Below are 16,137 nucleotides of genomic sequence, written 5' to 3'. Positions count from 1 at the left end.
TGTTAATTTAGGAAAAACAGAAAAGACGTATGGTCAAATATTCTATTTGCATACCCGCATATAAAAGCCGTTACCTGAAGTCGTGCATAGAAAGCATACTACAGCAGACAATTCGTGACTTCGAATTGATTATCCTGAATGATTGTTCTCCGGAACCGATAGAAGCGATTGTGCAACAATTTGAGGATAATCGCATACAATATTTACAGAACGATCATAACGTAGGGGCTATTCATTTAGTCGAAAATTGGAATAAATGTTTATCCTTAGCGAAGGGCGAATACATTATGATTATGGGCGACGATGATGAGTTGGAGCCAGATTATTTGCAGGAATTCTCCAATCTTATTGCAGCGTATCCGACATTAAACGTTTACCACTGCCGCAGCAAAATCATCGATGACGCTGGGCAACTGAGCATGCTGACGCCCGCTTGTCCGGCTTTTGAGCATGTGTACGACAGCATATGGCATCGCTTGGCGCAGTATCGCTCCAATTATATCTCCGACTTCGTATACCGGGTGGAACCACTCCGGAAACAAGGCGGATTTTATAAGCTCCCGCTAGCATGGGGTTCCGATGACATAACGGCTTTTATTGCTACCGGACAACAAGGCATCGCCCATACCAACAAGCCTGTTTTCCGGTACAGAAGTAATGCACTATCCATCACGTCTACGGGAAACAATTTACATAAAATGGAAGCAAATCTGGGCTATGCGAAGTGGTTGCGCTCGTTTCTTCAAAAAGAGCCTGAAAGTCCGGAAATGGCTGTTGTTCACCGTTATCTTGTCGCGAAGCAAGGCCACTTTATGCGTCAGAGAAAACGGTTTACCATGGCTTTGTCTATGCGGCATGCATTGCTTGCCAACTTTTGGCTTTGGCTTAAACATCGCCGGGTATTCGACTTAAGCCTGAAAGATATAGTAGTCGCCTCTATAAAAAGTGTAAATTTAAGCAAGAGAAAATCGTGAAAATCATATTCAATCCACCCGACAATAAAGAGAATCAATATATCCGTCTGATGACAGCCCCTTTAGCTGCATCGGGTATTGAAATCTGTGCGCTGGACGACTTCTTTTCCTCCTATAAACATTTCAAATCTATCCGTCTGGTTCATCTTAATTGGTTTGAAAATGTCGACGATCGCAGTTTCTTTGTGGCTTTCCGCAGTTTTTTCCGGAAAATGGTTGTACTGCTAGCAATCAAACTAGGCAGAAAACCGCTGATATGGACGATGCACAACCGAAGTTCGCATGAAAAGGGCCTGAGCTTTTTTAGTCGCACGCTCACTGATTTACTGATCAAATGGTCGGACCGCATCATTATCCACAGCTCCGCCTCCATTGATATCCTGAGGGCACAGCACCCTAAAGTGCTTAGCAAGCTCTCCTATCTGCCTCACCCTAACTTTATAGGCGTATACGGCCCGGTCATTCCTTCTTCTACCAATTCAGAAACCTTGAAACTGCTTTTTATGGGGGTTATTAAGCCGTATAAAAACATCGAGTTGCTCATCAAGTTGGCTACAGAATTTGAAAGGGAAATAACCCTGACCATCGCCGGAAAACCCGCAACAGAAAAATATAAAGAAATATTGGCAAGGATAGCCAACGGCGCCAAAAACATCGATCTCCAGTTGCGTTTCATCGATGACGCTGAAATCCCTTCTCTTTTCGGAACAGCCGATTTACTGGTTCTTCCGTACGACCTGCAAAGCAGCTTAAATTCTGGCACCGTTATTTTGGCTTTCTCTTATAAAAAGACCGTCATCTGTCCGCGCATTGGCACCCTATCAGATTTAAAAGAAGACGCTGATCATGTGCTTACTTACAGCTATAGCAGCCCAGCAGAACACGAGCAGATGCTAAGGAAAAAAATCGCCGAGGCCATTAGGTTGAAAAAAGAACAGCCCAATATTTTCACCGAGAAGGGCGAGCGATTATTTGATTATATACAGCGCGAGCACAACAATAAGCAGATAGGCCAACAATTGATCGGGCTATATCAGCCGTTTCTATCGAAACGGAAACAATGAATTCATTTGGCACATGCTAACAAAAACAGAACGATCAATGAAAATACTCTATATAAATGCCCTATACAGCCCTTTGATACAGGGCGGCGCAGAGCTCTCTCTTAAGGCCATTGCTGAAGGTATGCAAGCGGCAGGGCATGAAGTGGTGGTATTAAGTTTAAAACCAGCAGGCGCCACCAGCGTAGAATGGGTGGATCAGGTAAAAGTGTACCGAACTGCGTTGAAAAATCTATATTGGCCCTTCGAAAAAACCCGGGCAGGGAAATGGGATCGCATGCTCTGGCATGCTAAAGATCGTTACAATGCCGCCATGAGATCCGCGGTTAAAGAAATTCTTGCAAAAGAGAATCCCGACATCGTTTCCTGTCACAACCTGGTAGGCTGGAGTGTTGCCGTTTGGGACGAAATAAAAGCAGCCGGCATACCGATCGTCCAAGTCCTTCATGACTTGTATCTCCTTTGTCCGAACAGCGACATGTTTAAGGGCAATAGCTCCTGCGCCACGCAATGTCTCAGCTGCTCCCTCTTAAGAAAAAAGCACAAACAACTGTCGGCCCAAGTAGACGCTGTAGTAGGTATCAGTCGGTTTATTCTAGACCGTTTCGAAAATTTCCACTATTTTAAACAGGCGAAAAAATATGTTATATACAACACAAGGGACGTTCCGGCATCTCCTTTACCTCCACCACGAACAAACGGTTCTACATTCAGGGTTGGCTACATTGGCACCTTAGCTGAAAAAAAAGGCATCGAGTGGTTGATTCATCAATTTAAAAGGCTTCCCATCCAAGCAGAATTAAAGATAGCCGGTGGTGGAAAAAAAGATTACGAAGATTTTTTAAAGGGCATCGCCGGAGCCGCGCCGATCTCTTTCTTAGGCTATACAACGCCTTCCGAATTTTATAAAACGATCGATGTACTCGTAGTACCGTCTCTTTGGCAAGAACCCTTAGGTATGGTGGCAATAGAAGCCCTCGCCCATCATGTCCCTGTAATCGCCAATGCGGTTGGAGGCTTGCAAGAAACGGTTAAAGATGGCGTCAACGGTTTATTATGCAATGCTGCCAAGGAAAATTCCTTAGGCGATGCCATACAGCGTTTGTACAAGGATTCTTCATTGTATAATGACCTGGTTAAAAACGCCCGTCAATCGGTAGAAGCTATTCTCAGTAAAGAAAGAATGATAAACGAATATTCAAGTGTTTTAAAGGAGGTCGTCCATGGAAATAACGCGTAAAAGTCACCATGTAGCGGCTTATCTCTTTTGCTTTGCACTGCTAAGCATTTTTCTTCCCTTAAAAATCTATCCCTTTGTATTCCTGTTGGCGTCGGTCGTATTTTTTACGGCGGCCTATCGATCCTCCGCCACCACGTTCCAGAAATTTGCACAAGAGCCGTGGTTGCTGGCTCTTTGCGTTTTCGTCATTTATGCGATTTTCAGCTTTGCCATTACCTCGGATGGAGAACCTCCCATCCGGGATAACCTGATCAAATTGGTGATTAATATGTCTTTTTTTGCAACAAGCATTTATTGGCTCGCCCAGCAGGAAAAATCAACCTTAATCCGCCTGGTTGATTGGACGATGCATCTCATCCTTGTCCTTTGCTTTTTACAGCTATTGATCTATCATCAAGCTTTCCATTTCCAGCTCATCACCGGAGCTAGCTCCTCGGCTAAGGGCAGTGCTTTATACAATAAAGATTTATTTTTTTGGGGATTAAGCGACAAGAACATGTTTGGGGCCAGGATTGCATTATTAGGTTTGATCTACATTTTAATTCCATTAATAAGAGATGCACGGATTAGTTGCTGGCGCATTTTATTTGTTTTTCTACTCGCCTTTCTTTCCCTATCGAGAACGCCTATTGTCGCTTTGCTCATTGGCGTGTTGCTGATTTTCTGGTTCTTTGCGAAAAGACCCATTAAAATTGCCTTAGTTCTTTTTTTATGCTTCATAGCACCTTTTATTTTCGAAAAAGTGTTACGCGTGGATACACTTACCGCCTCGAACGACGGCATGGGCGTTCGTATCACCTATTGGAAAGCCTTCTTCCAACATTTCGAAGAGATTAAGCCTTGGGGCAACGGATTTTTAAAGGGTGGAGATTTTTTAGCACAATATGCGGCTTATTATCATGGCGAGCCACATATTCATAACACATTTCTTTCCTGTTATCTCGAACTGGGCATGGTTGGCTTGCTGTCCTATGTCCTATTTCTGTGGTTCTTTTTCCGCTATTGCAAGGGCATTAACCATTCGCGCAGCTTTTGGCTGGCAGTATTTTTGCCTTTACTGGCTATTATGATGATTCTTTATTCAGGATATGATAACGACATCATTTTGTATTTACAACTCTCGTTTATATTGGGAACTTCTAAGAAAACAACTTCAGAACAAATTAAAATAGGATTCTAAATGAACACAAAGGTACTCGTTGATAGTAGATGGGCAGGAAACACGGGCATTGGCAGGCTATATCAGGAAGTTATGGACAGAAAACCGCCTCACGTTATCGATCTTCATGTAAAAAGTGATATGCGGCTTGGAAGCCTTTACACGCCTTTTATGCTTGGCAAATCCATTCGCCTATCGGATGCAGACGTTTTCTACAGCCCTTCTTTTATGCCACCTATTTTCGCCAACGCGCCGTTTGTGATCACCATACACGACCTGATGCATCTGTTTTATTATTCACCGCTTCATAAAATCTATTATCAACAAGTCATTGCCCGACTGGCCAAAAAAGCAAAAAAAATAATCACGGTTTCACACCATAGTAAACAACAACTAACAGAACTTCTTGGGATTAATGAACAGATTATTACGGTGGTGTATAACGGTGTTGATGATCGATTCGCGCAGAATGATGACATAACCATTTTAGAGAGACCCTATCTTTTATATATAGGGAATCGGCGGAAGAATAAAAACATACCGGCAATGCTTCAGGCTTTTGCCCGCGCAAAAATAGATAAAGAGATTATTTTTGCACTTTCAGGAGACCCCGACCTTTTTTTAACGCAGGAGGCCGAGCGTCTGGGAATAGCGGAACGAATAAAATTTTTAGGTTTCATCCATGAAGACAGCTTGCCTCAGCTTTATAAAGGCGCCTTAGCGACGCTCTATGTCTCCCTAATGGAAGGTTTTGGATTGCCCTTATTGGAGTCCATGGCTTCCGGAACTCCTGTTTTAACCTCCAATGTCAGCTCACTTCCGGAAATAGCCGGCACAGCCGCGCTATGTGTAGACCCGCTCAATATACAGGAGATGGCTACCGGCATTGAAGAACTGGTAAACAATAACCCCCTTCGAAATCACTATATCGAAGAAGGGAAGCAGCGGGCGCGCAGCTTTCAATGGGAGCATACGGCCATACAAACTTGGAAAACAATACTATCATAAATCATAGCGAACTAAAATGAAAAACCGGCTTTTCACTAACTTTTGGTCGATTTTCTCCGGATTTGTCCTTTGGAGCTTCTTGTCGTGCCAGGCTACACCCGAATCCAATGGTAAAGCAGCGACTACCAAAACGAAGGCTACGCGCGTATATCGGACACTGAATGTGCGCGACTTTCAGGCGAAAGGCGACGGGAAGTCGGATGACACAAAGCAGATACAACAGACTATCCAAGCGGCACAAAAAGGAGACACCATCCTCGTCCCTGAAGGGACCTACCTGGTAAAAACTTTAGTCTTGAAATCCGACATCCATCTAAAAGGGCTCGGACAATTTAAGCAAACGTTATCCAATGACACCCAACGGTTTTCGCGCACCAACCAAAATTCATCCGCGCCTTTGTTTTTCGGTAGAAACCTTCGGAACATTAGCCTGAGCTTCTGCGCAACTACGACCAATGAAGCCTTATACATCTCAAAAAGTACAAACATTCGTCTTACTAAGGTAGAGATTACGGGGGACGACAAAAAAATATATGCCTTTCCCGGACTGCTGTTTTATGAATGTGACAGCATCGAAATAAGGAACAGTCGTATCAGCAACTATGGTGCTCCTCGTCAGTCTGCCCAGAAATACCAAGCCGGCACCGGCATTCGCCTACTTTCTTGCAGCAATATCCGAATCTCCGACAATACGATACAGAAAAACGGCGAAAACGGCATCTTTATGCATGGAAGCGGACATGCCACCATCAGCGACAACCACATCGCACATAATGGCATGAGTGCCATTCAGATAGGCTTTGGAAAAACCAAGAGAGAGCAGCAGTTCCAAATTCTAAACAACACATTGAGTCACAATGCCGCGGATGCCATTGACATCAACAACAAAATTACGGAAAAGCCCTTCTCCATTTATTGTATCATAAAAAACAATAAGAGTTTTAATAATGGCTTCGTTGCCGGGGAATCGACCGTAGATGGATCGGGATTGGCCACCTTAGTTAACGTAAGCGAAGTGCAGCTGCTACAGAACAGCTCACGGAAATCAAACCGTCCGGCTCTTTATTTAGAGCGTTGTGGTGCCATTCAGGCCGAAAACAATAACGCCGACAATAAAGTGGAGCTCGTACAGACCTTCGGTAAGATCGTATTAAAGAACAACACTTTTGATGCCCTAACCGTGCTTGCCGGTACGAAAGGCCGCACATTACAACTGGAAGACAACAAGCTACGTACGCTGCTACTTCCTAACGGAATCGCCATCGATTCGCTCATTATGAGCCGAAATGTGCTGAGCAATGCCAGTTTGAATATCAATATGCAGGGACACTTAATTTTGGAAGAAAACCAAGTCCTTAGCCAACAGCCAACCGGGGCCATTTTGCTCGTAAAAATAAACAGTGCATCCCTCACCAATAACCATATAACCAGTACCGCCGGCTCTGCGATTACCGTTAAAAGAATGGCCACATCGGTTCATATTGAGCATAATACCATCCAATCGGTCAATGCCTGTGTTGTCGATGAGGGATCTCCGAAACTTGCCTTGCTCTCCAACGAATTGATGTCGATAAAAGGAGGAAGATTAAACAGAACATTGGTCAGTTATAACCCTAACGATCTCCAGCTCAAAGGCAATACACACAAAGGCGGCAAAACCGATAATTCGATCCGTTTAGAGGGCGTGGGACATGCCTATATTAGCCAAGAGAAAATAGTCAGCGGTTATCCGGATTATGGTAAGGTTGTTATTAAGAAGCTTTAGAAAATGAGAACAATACTATTCATTCCCACTTTAAATGCCGGGAAGCTGTGGCCCGCTGTGCTCCAAGGCCTAAATAAGCAGCGCTTACAGCCCGACAAGAAGGTGATTATTGATTCAGGATCAACAGACGGCACCCTGAACCACCCTGCAATAGCAGACTTTGAGGTCATCCATATCAACAAGCAAGACTTTGATCATGGAGGCACTAGGCAAATGGCTGTTAATCGCTTTCCGGATGCCGATTTATACCTATTTTTAACACAAGACGCCATCCTGGCGAATGAGGATGCTTTCAGCAATCTGATAAAGGCTTTTGAAGAAAACCCGGAAATTGGAGTTGCTTACGGGCGCCAGCTGCCTCACCGGGGAGCAAAAGCGCTTGAAGCCCACGCCCGCCTGTTTAACTACCCGGCACATTCCCAGTTAAGAGGGCTAGCGAGTATAGACAAATATGGTATCAAAACCGCATCGTGCTCGAACTCGTTTGCAGCCTATAGACGGACCGCTTTTGAGGAAGCTGGAGGTTTTCCCAGCGGCACTATTCTGGGAGAAGATGTAATTGCCGCTGGCCGTATTATACTGAACGGCTGGCAACTTGCCTATGTAGCCGAAGCACAAGCCCATCATTCACATAGCTATTCCATACAAGAAGAGTTTAAACGTTATTTTGACATCGGCGTCTTCCACGCAACCAATGCTTGGATATTTAAGCACTTTGGGCACGCCGAATCGGAAGGATTGAAATACGTGAAATCCGAATTCTCCTATATCCTAAAACATCGAGTGAGCGAACTTCCGAAAGCCTTCTTCTCCACGGCAGCCAAGTGGCTGGGATATAAGTTGGGGCTTTTCCACAAGCATTTGCCGACTGCCTGGAACAAGCGATTCTCCATGCATAAAGCCTATTGGAAAGCGTAAAACGGAGGTTGCCGCCGGCCGTCTCCCGACCGAAACGGCCTCCTCCATTTTGTGGAAAAACCTCCCCACTTACCACACTAATAAACTGAAATAGAATTAAAAAATATGCGTTAAACGCCCAAAAAACAACATTCAGCTATTTGGCATATTTCTTGGCTTTTGCTTAACACATAATTAGAATAGACATGTTAAGAGATTCGCAAATACAAGAAATGAAACAGGCTACCGGTGTAGACCAAAGCATTGTGGTGCCGAATGTGATGCTCAGGACTTCTTTCACCAGTTTAATAGAAAACAACTTTTTGCATTATGCAGACTTCCCTATTATTCTTATCAATAAAGGCGAAGCACTCGATATAAGTTCTAAGTTTTTCAAAAGGAGTTTTGATATTGCATTTTCGCTCGCAGTCTTGATTCTTGGTCTTCCGATCTTTTTGTTGGTAGCAGCCATCACAAAGCTTACATCGAAGGGCCCTGTTCTTTATAAACAAGAACGGATCGGCTTGCACGAGAAACCATTCTTTATTTACAAATTCAGAAGTATGTATGTAGATGCCGAGAAATTCGGGCCTCAACTAGCAAAAGATGTGGATCCACGCATTACTCCTTGGGGACGGTTAATGCGAAAAACGCGTTTGGATGAAATCCCTCAGTTTTGGAATGTGCTGAAAGGTGATATGTCTATCGTTGGACCGCGTCCCGAAAGAGCTCATTTCATCAAGCAGATTGTCGAAAAGGCTCCGAGCTATAAGAAATTGCTCACCATTAAACCCGGCATTACTTCTATTGGTCAGGTAAACTTTGGATACGCGCAAACCGTTGATGAAATGTGCGAGAGAATGCTTTTAGATCTGCAATATTTACAGGGCATCAACTTTTTCTCCGATATCCAAATCATTTTGAAGACGGTTAAGGTGATGTTTCAAGGAAAAGGAAAATAGCGATTTGAGGGGTCAGTGTGATTTCAGTAGCTTTACAGTAGCTTCCAGTGTCAAAAACGGCCTTTTCTACACTGGAATATTAGTTCGAGAAAGAACGCTCTTCTTAATAAACTTTATTTATCCCCACTCGGCGGCTTCCAAGCGGGGATACCAATTGACCTGCTTATTCAACGGTAACAGACTTAGCGAGGTTACGCGGCTGATCTACGTTGCAGCCTCTCATAACCGCGATATGATAAGATAACAGTTGAAGGGGAATGGTGGCTAAAATAGGCGTTAATGCCTCTTCACAAGAAGGTATTTCAATGAGGTAATCGGCAATGTCGGAAATGACCGTATCACCCTCCGTTACAATGGCAATGATTTTACCTTTGCGGGCCTTCACCTCCTGTATATTACTGATTATTTTTTCATACGACGAATCTTTGGTAGCAATTACGACCACGGGCATCTGCTCATCGATCAAAGCAATAGGGCCGTGCTTCATTTCGGCCGCCGGATAGCCTTCTGCATGAATGTAAGAAATTTCCTTTAATTTAAGCGCGCCCTCCAAAGCCACGGGGAAGTTAATTCCCCGGCCCAAGAACAAGCAATTGGCGCTGTCTTGCATTTCGTGCGCAATTAATTTAATCAACGGTTCGCTTTTTAAGCAATCGGCAATTAAATCCGGCGCTTTCTGTAATTCGGCTAATAAGGTCGCGATCCTTGAGGTGGGAAGGGTTCCCCGGTGCCGAGCGATATAGAGCGCCAGTAGTGAAAGTGCCGTTACCTGTGCGGTGAAGGCTTTGGTAGAAGCCACCCCGATTTCGGGACCAGCATGCGTGTACATACCTGCATGCGACAAGCGCGGAATACTAGCGCCTACTACATTGCATATCCCGAAGATTGTTGCGCCCGCCTTTTTTGCTAGTTCAACGGCAGCCATCGTATCGGCCGTCTCTCCCGATTGCGAGATGGCGATTACTATATCGTCTTTTCCAATGATCGGATTTCTGTATCTAAATTCGGAGGCATATTCCACTTCCACCGGAATCCGTGCATATTCCTCGATGAGGTACTCACCTACTAAGCCGGCATGCCAGGACGTTCCGCAAGAAACGATCAGGATCCGCTGCGCCTGCAAAAATTTATTAGCGTATTCGCTTATTCCACCTAAATTGATCCGTGCTTCTTCAGCGTAAATTCTACCGCGCATACAGTTAGCGATGGATCTTGGCTGTTCATAGATCTCTTTCAACATAAAGTGTTCAAAGCCGCCTTTTTCCAACGCTTCCAGCTCCAATTCGAGTTCTTGGATATAAGGAGTCACTTCAACGTTAGACAGGTCCCTTATTTCCATATCGCTTCGCTTAAGAAACACAAGCACATTATCTTCCGGGTAATAAACCTGTTTGGTATACTCAACAATTGGAGAAGCATCGGAAGCTACGAAGTACTCGCCTTCCCCGATTCCGATAACCATTGGACTTCCTTTCCGGGCGGCAATTAATAAATCGGGCTCTTCCTCGCTAAGGATTACGATGGCAAAGGCTCCCGTTACATGTGTTAGGGCCATCCTCACCGCTGTCTTTAAATCGGCTTCACTCTCTTGTTGTACCTGCTCGATAAGCTTCACAAGAACTTCCGTGTCTGTATCACTTAGAAAGCTGTGCCCTTTTGCGATGAGCATCTCCTTTATAGCGGCGTAATTTTCGATAATCCCATTATGAACGATGGCGAGTGCTTGATTGCCAGCAGTATGCGGGTGAGCATTTCGGTCGTTCGGTGCCCCGTGTGTAGCCCAACGTGTGTGCCCCATCCCCAAGCTGCCTGATAAATCCTTGCCTTCCGCAAAGTTTTCTAAGTCGACCACCTTTCCTGCCTTTTTGTAAATGTTCATTTTACCATTTACGAGCGCAGCGCCCGCGCTATCGTATCCCCGGTATTCCAGTCTTTTTAGTCCTTTAATGATAACTTCCCAAGCATTACGATGGCCGATATAGCCTACAATTCCACACATAATTTAGCGTTTTGGATGATAATAATTCGTATGATTTATTTAAGTGCGCACTAAAATAAGACAAAAAGAGAGTTTACGCAACCGATTGCGTAACTTTTTTGGTTATGTAAGGGCTAAGATATAAGGCATTTGGCTTAAGGATAATACGCAAAACAAGAGCTTAAAGCTTATGGCTTATTATATATGGCCTTACGGGACAGGGCGTGGGGTTTAAGGTATAAGGCGGCTTTATAAACCTACCGCTTATAGCCTATTACTTTAGAGAGAAATGTCCAGCACAAGTACCCGTAGAACCACCAACGGGTACTTTTTGTGCTTAGACTATTCACACATGAAAAACGTTGATACAAGATGTATTTACTTTCTTTTGATAAAAATACAATTTGTTTTTGATTTTGGTAAAAAAAATTCAAAAAGTTTTTCAAACTTTTATTTATTTACAAAAAAACGCTGTTGATATACAATTTGCATGTTCGTTATAGGAGTGCGCCCCGACCTACCTTCAAAAGCGGACCCAACAGACTTAAAGCGCATGCATAAATTCTAGTCTCACACGAGTCCCACATCCCAAGGAAGATTGCACAACAAGTTGTCCTTTTTGCATCTCCATAAAATCTTTACACATAAACAAGGTGATCCCGATCCCCTTTTCACCCGCAGTTCCGAGATATTTGATCTTATTCGGATTGTAAATATCCTGCAGGGTCTGTTCGTTCATTCCAATCCCGTTGTCGGTGATCTCTACATACACTTTTTCCTGATTACATACCAAATCTATGGAGATCGACCCATCCATATCGGTAAATTTGATAGCATTATCCAAAACGTGTTTAATCACAAACTGCGTTAATAACGGGTAGCCAAAAGGTGTCAGCTTTTTCTCGCAGGAAACGTTAACCGTTAATCTTTTCGCCTGAACAGAAGAGGCATGCTGTTCGAGCACGGAAGCAATAATACTATCCAGATCAAGCGCTACCAGCTCTTCGTCGAGGTCTGTCGAATGTTCCCTTGTCCATACAACGGTTTTATTAAATCCCTCCAATTGCAGTTCGGCGGTTTTTTTCAATTCGGGCAACAGCTCTAAAAACACTTTTTCATCGATTTCCTGCTTTAAAAAGGTATCAATAAACCAAATGGTGTTGGCTAAAAGCCCTCTCAAGTCATGCACCAAAAGATTGATCCATTTGACTTTTAGCTGATTGCTATCCACCAACTTCAAAATCACCTTTTCTTGCTGTTCTATAATAGCCAATAGCTCCTCTTTACTTTTTAGCATTTATAAAGTATCTCTTAGAAAATATACAATTAAACCGGCAACAATCCTTGTTTTTTACACGTTCTCTAAAACTAATATTTTTCTGCTGTATTTTTAAATAAAAATAATAAAAACAGCAGCGCACTACTGCTTGTTATTCATCACATTAGATATGCATCTATTTTTTTGTTATGAACGAACCAATAACGATACCCTTGTTAAAAAGGCTGAAAGAAGAAGGATTTACCACGTTAATAGCGAGCTCCAAAGACGGACAAGACTTGGTATATACCCCCAGTAAAGAACCAGCACGTGACGATGTCATGGATGATGCATCCGTAACGGCGCTGAGTGAAAAAGAACTCTTAGGAATAGACGAAGTGTTGAGCGACTTCTCCTATTATCAGGAAAAAGGAATTGAAATCGAAGTTGATGAAGGAGAATAGAGCATTAGTTGCCGGCTGCCAGTTGATAGCTGCCAGCTGTTAGTTTAAAAAAACTTTAAGCTTCAAGGAAAGTGATTGACGACCACAACGTCAATCACTTTCCTTTTTATTTTTTAGCGCTCATATAAAAAACCAGCTCGCCTCCATTCATTAAATCAGCATGCTTTATTTTATGGCCTTTCACTTCTTTTCCGTTAAAGGTCACCTTTTTAACAAAAACATTTTGCGCCGACTGATTAAGCGCCTTTACGATAAGCGTTCGTCCGTTTTCCAATTGCAGTTTTGCATCCTGAACCGAGGGACTTCCCAACCAATAGTCATCAGAGGCGGGCGCTACCGGGTAAAAGCCTAAGGAGCTAAAAATAAACCAGGCACTCATCTGCCCACAATCATCGTTTCCTCCTAAGCCATCTGCACCATTGTGGTACTGATTTTTCAAGATCATTCGAACCTTCTCTTGCGTCTTCCAAGGCTCTCCGGTGATATTGTATAGATAAGCAACGTGGTGTGAAGGCTCGTTTCCGTGCACGTAATTGCCAATAATTCCATCTCGCGTAATGTCTTCCGTATGGGCAAAGAACTCGTCCGGTAAATGCATGGTAAATAAGGAGTCGAGGTAACGCGATAAGCGCTTTTTACCGCCCATATTTTCCATCATGCCTTCCGGGTCATGTGGCACATACAAACTAAAGTTCCATGCATTCCCCTCAATAAATCCTTGTCCGTCTGTTTTAAGCACATCAAATTCTTTTTTGAAGGTTCCATCGGCCATCCGTGGACGCATAAATCCAATGGAAGGATCATATACATTTTTCCAATTGGATGCCCGCTTACGAAAATCTTCGTAAACGTCCATTTTCCCCAGCTTTTTGGCCAACTGAGCAATACACCAATCGTCATAAGCGTACTCCAGTGTATTAGAAACAGACGTACCCGAGATATCAGCCGGGACGTAGCCTTTGTCGATATAGGCGCCTATCCCCTCATAAGGCCGTGCATTTGCGGTTTGCACACAGGCATCTAACGCCGCCAGCGCATCCCCCTTATAGACGCCTTTTAATATGGCATCGGCAATTACCGAGACGCTGTGATATCCGCTCATACACCAGTTGTCGTTGGCATAATGCGACCACACAGGCAGCATGTGTAACACGCTTTGCTGGTAATGGCCCATCATTGAGCTTACCATATCAGCGTTACGACTCGGATTAATTAGATTGAGATAGGGATGAAATGCGCGAAACGTATCCCATAAGGAGAAGGAGGTGTAATTGGTAAATCCTTCGGCCTGATGGATTTCTTGGTCCAATCCTTTGTACTGACCATTACTATCCATGTAGATTGTTGGCATTAAAGCAGCGTGATACATGGCGGTATAGAAATTAATGCGGTCTTCTTTACTTGGTACATTGACCTCAATTTTCTGTAGTTCCTTTTCCCATAATTGCTGCCCCGCCTGCTTAGCCCGGTCGAAATCCCAATGCGGAATTTCCGCTTTCATGTTCGCCAAGGCGTTTTGCATGCTAACAGGGCTGATCGCGAACTTTATTTTAATCTTCTCTTCCGCTTCCGTTTCAAAGTCAAAATGCATTCTAAGCTTTTTCCCGGCGATATCTGGAAAGTTCTTCTCTTGATCGAACTTTCGCCAAAAGCCTTTATAGACTTGCGCTTCGTCGTTATTCTGTGTGCCATATTCCTTGATAGGCTTTGAGAAACTCATGGCAAAATACACTGTACGGGTTCTGGCCCAACCGTTCGTTTGTCGGTACCCGGTTACTAAGGTGTCGTTGACGACCCGCACGACTGTCCACACATTCTTATCGTCGTAATTGTAAATTCCCGCCATCAAATCGAGTATGATATGGGCATCGGTCGACTTCGGAAAGGTATACTGATGGAAACCAACACGGGCCGAGGTGGTCAACTCCGCCAATACACCGGGATCGTCCAATTTGACTTTATAGTAATTCGGTTCGGCCACCTCATTGTCGTGACTGAAGGCAGAGCGATATCCGTTCTCGGGATGATCACTTGTCCCAGGATTCATTTGCAGTTTCCCTACAGTAGGCATAATCAAAAAGTCGCCGAGGTCAGAATGGCCTGTGCCACTGAAGTGTGTGTGACTAAAGCCGACAATTGTAGGATCCGTGTATTGATAGCCGGCGCAGTACTTGTATACATCGCCATTATATTTGCCGTTTACGGCATAGGGAATGGTGTCCGTATCGGGGCTCAGCTGTACAGCGCCAAAAGGGACCGTAGCACCGGGGAAAGTATGTCCCATTTTTGCCGTCCCGATAATCGGTTTAACATATTGTACTAAAGACAGCCCCTGTGCATGCAATCCTACTGGCAATATCAACAACAGTAAGGCTTTTCTCCATTTATTCATAAATCGTGTTTTTATTATCTATACGCACTGTTTTTCACCAACCGTATTGTTTGGTTAAAACAGGATTTCCTTTGTACTTGTAAATATCTGCTTTTGTTTGCAAAATGGCTAGTTTGAGCAAGAATAAAGACAGCCGCCCTCCTCATTAACAAACCAAAAATGAGGATTAAGCGGCTATCTGCTTTAAAAGACGAATCTAGATCAACCAATCGTCGGATTCTTTGCATACTCGGCCCAAAGTGCATCAATTGTTTTTCCGGTATTCTTCTCCCAAAAACCATCGGAGTATACGTTATTCCGCATCGCTGCGTCCAATTTTTTTATGGTGCCCTTTTTTATATTCTGTTCAATCCAAAAAAAGAAACGAGCGGTAATCCGATAGGCATTTTCGTAAGAATGTTTTTCAGTGAAATCGGGTAAACTCCATTTAGCTCCTTCATTGTCGACGCCTAAAGTAAACCGTACATAATCTGCAATCCCTTCGGTAATCCAGCCAGGGCCGGCACCATTGGGATACGACTGCACCAAATGCATTACTTCGTGCGTCACGACATCTACATCACCTGGATTTTTTTTAAACCATTCCGGATTAAAGCGGACTACCCCTCCCCCGGCGGCAGCAACACCTTTATAAGCCGGGTCTATTACAAAGACCACCTTTTCCGTTGTTTTCTTATTATACATTTTAGCCTCTTTCGGGTAATTTATAAAGAAAACATCGATAAGGCGCTGCTTCACCGCCACGTCAAAGTCCGATGATTTATTGATAAAAATGAGGCTATATTTCCCTTTTTGAATCGTATCCGCAGAAACCGCAACACGTAAATCCTCTTCGACGGATGCCCATTGATTTTGTGCAAAACCACTTTGGAAGGTGAGGCAAAAAAGACTTACTAGAAAAAATACATTAAATTTTGAAATAAACATGTCTTGTTTGTTTTACTTAAATACTTGTTGATCGTCAGAAACTGTTTTTAGC

General features: G+C 43.7%; 13 protein-coding genes. 9 read left to right on the top strand and 4 right to left on the bottom strand.

Features of this window, described 5'->3' with window-relative positions:
- The first annotated feature begins 29 nt into the window (after window positions 1–29).
- The 8 genes from EPX21_RS21820 (at window position 30) to EPX21_RS21785 (ending at window position 9,066) form a co-directional block, all read left to right on the top strand.
- The gene (locus EPX21_RS21820; RefSeq protein WP_134091968.1) at window positions 30–974 is read left to right on the top strand and encodes a glycosyltransferase family 2 protein; all 945 of its coding nucleotides are present in this window, start codon (window positions 30–32) and stop codon (window positions 972–974) included.
- Window positions 971–2,038: a glycosyltransferase gene (locus EPX21_RS21815; RefSeq protein WP_134091966.1), complete on the top strand. Its 1,068-nt coding sequence runs from the start codon at window positions 971–973 to the stop codon at window positions 2,036–2,038. Before EPX21_RS21820 ends, EPX21_RS21815 begins: the two co-directional genes overlap by 4 nt.
- Window positions 2,039–2,075: 37 nt before the next feature.
- The gene (locus EPX21_RS21810; protein WP_134091964.1) at window positions 2,076–3,275 is read left to right on the top strand and encodes a glycosyltransferase family 4 protein; all 1,200 of its coding nucleotides are present in this window, start codon (window positions 2,076–2,078) and stop codon (window positions 3,273–3,275) included.
- Complete coding sequence (locus tag EPX21_RS21805; protein ID WP_134091962.1) at window positions 3,259–4,455, top strand: O-antigen ligase; 1,197 nt, start codon at window positions 3,259–3,261, stop codon at window positions 4,453–4,455. Before EPX21_RS21810 ends, EPX21_RS21805 begins: the two co-directional genes overlap by 17 nt.
- A complete protein-coding gene (locus tag EPX21_RS21800; RefSeq protein ID WP_134091960.1) occupies window positions 4,456–5,442 on the top strand; it encodes a glycosyltransferase family 1 protein in 987 nt (328 codons plus the stop codon).
- A 16-nt stretch (window positions 5,443–5,458) separates the two neighbouring features.
- Window positions 5,459–7,207 carry a right-handed parallel beta-helix repeat-containing protein gene (locus EPX21_RS21795; RefSeq protein ID WP_134091958.1) on the top strand — a complete coding sequence of 583 codons (1,749 nt, stop codon included), beginning with the start codon at window positions 5,459–5,461 and terminating at the stop codon, window positions 7,205–7,207.
- A gap of 3 nt (window positions 7,208–7,210) precedes the next feature.
- On the top strand, window positions 7,211–8,125 hold the full coding sequence (locus EPX21_RS21790) for a glycosyltransferase family 2 protein (RefSeq protein WP_134091957.1): 915 nt from the start codon (window positions 7,211–7,213) through the stop codon (window positions 8,123–8,125).
- Between the two features lie 185 nt (window positions 8,126–8,310).
- A complete protein-coding gene (locus tag EPX21_RS21785) occupies window positions 8,311–9,066 on the top strand; it encodes a sugar transferase (protein WP_134091955.1) in 756 nt (251 codons plus the stop codon).
- 163 nt (window positions 9,067–9,229) lie between these two features.
- On the opposite strand, the gene glmS is transcribed toward EPX21_RS21785, so the two are convergent.
- Entirely contained in the window at window positions 9,230–11,065 is a 1,836-nt protein-coding gene (glmS, locus tag EPX21_RS21780; RefSeq protein WP_134091953.1) for a glutamine--fructose-6-phosphate transaminase (isomerizing), read from the bottom strand.
- A gap of 523 nt (window positions 11,066–11,588) precedes the next feature.
- Window positions 11,589–12,341 (bottom strand): HAMP domain-containing sensor histidine kinase, encoded by a 753-nt coding sequence (locus EPX21_RS21775; protein ID WP_134091951.1) that lies wholly within the window; start codon window positions 12,339–12,341, stop codon window positions 11,589–11,591.
- Between the two features lie 170 nt (window positions 12,342–12,511).
- Between EPX21_RS21775 and EPX21_RS21770 the strand changes: the two genes are divergently transcribed.
- Complete coding sequence (locus tag EPX21_RS21770) at window positions 12,512–12,766, top strand: hypothetical protein (RefSeq protein ID WP_134091949.1); 255 nt, start codon at window positions 12,512–12,514, stop codon at window positions 12,764–12,766.
- 106 nt (window positions 12,767–12,872) lie between these two features.
- On the opposite strand, the gene EPX21_RS21765 is transcribed toward EPX21_RS21770, so the two are convergent.
- The gene (locus EPX21_RS21765; RefSeq protein ID WP_134091947.1) at window positions 12,873–15,158 is read right to left on the bottom strand and encodes a GH92 family glycosyl hydrolase; all 2,286 of its coding nucleotides are present in this window, start codon (window positions 15,156–15,158) and stop codon (window positions 12,873–12,875) included.
- Window positions 15,159–15,359: 201 nt separating this feature from the next.
- Window positions 15,360–16,085, bottom strand: coding sequence for a basic secretory protein-like protein (locus EPX21_RS21760; protein ID WP_134091945.1), 726 nt, complete (start codon window positions 16,083–16,085; stop codon window positions 15,360–15,362).
- Between the last annotated feature and the right edge of the window lie 52 nt (window positions 16,086–16,137).

Source organism: Olivibacter sp. XZL3 (assembly GCF_004368405.1).
In the GTDB taxonomy this organism is placed as follows: domain Bacteria; phylum Bacteroidota; class Bacteroidia; order Sphingobacteriales; family Sphingobacteriaceae; genus Olivibacter.
Note: the sequence above shows the minus strand (reverse complement) of the source record. Positions and strands in the feature narration are given on the sequence as shown.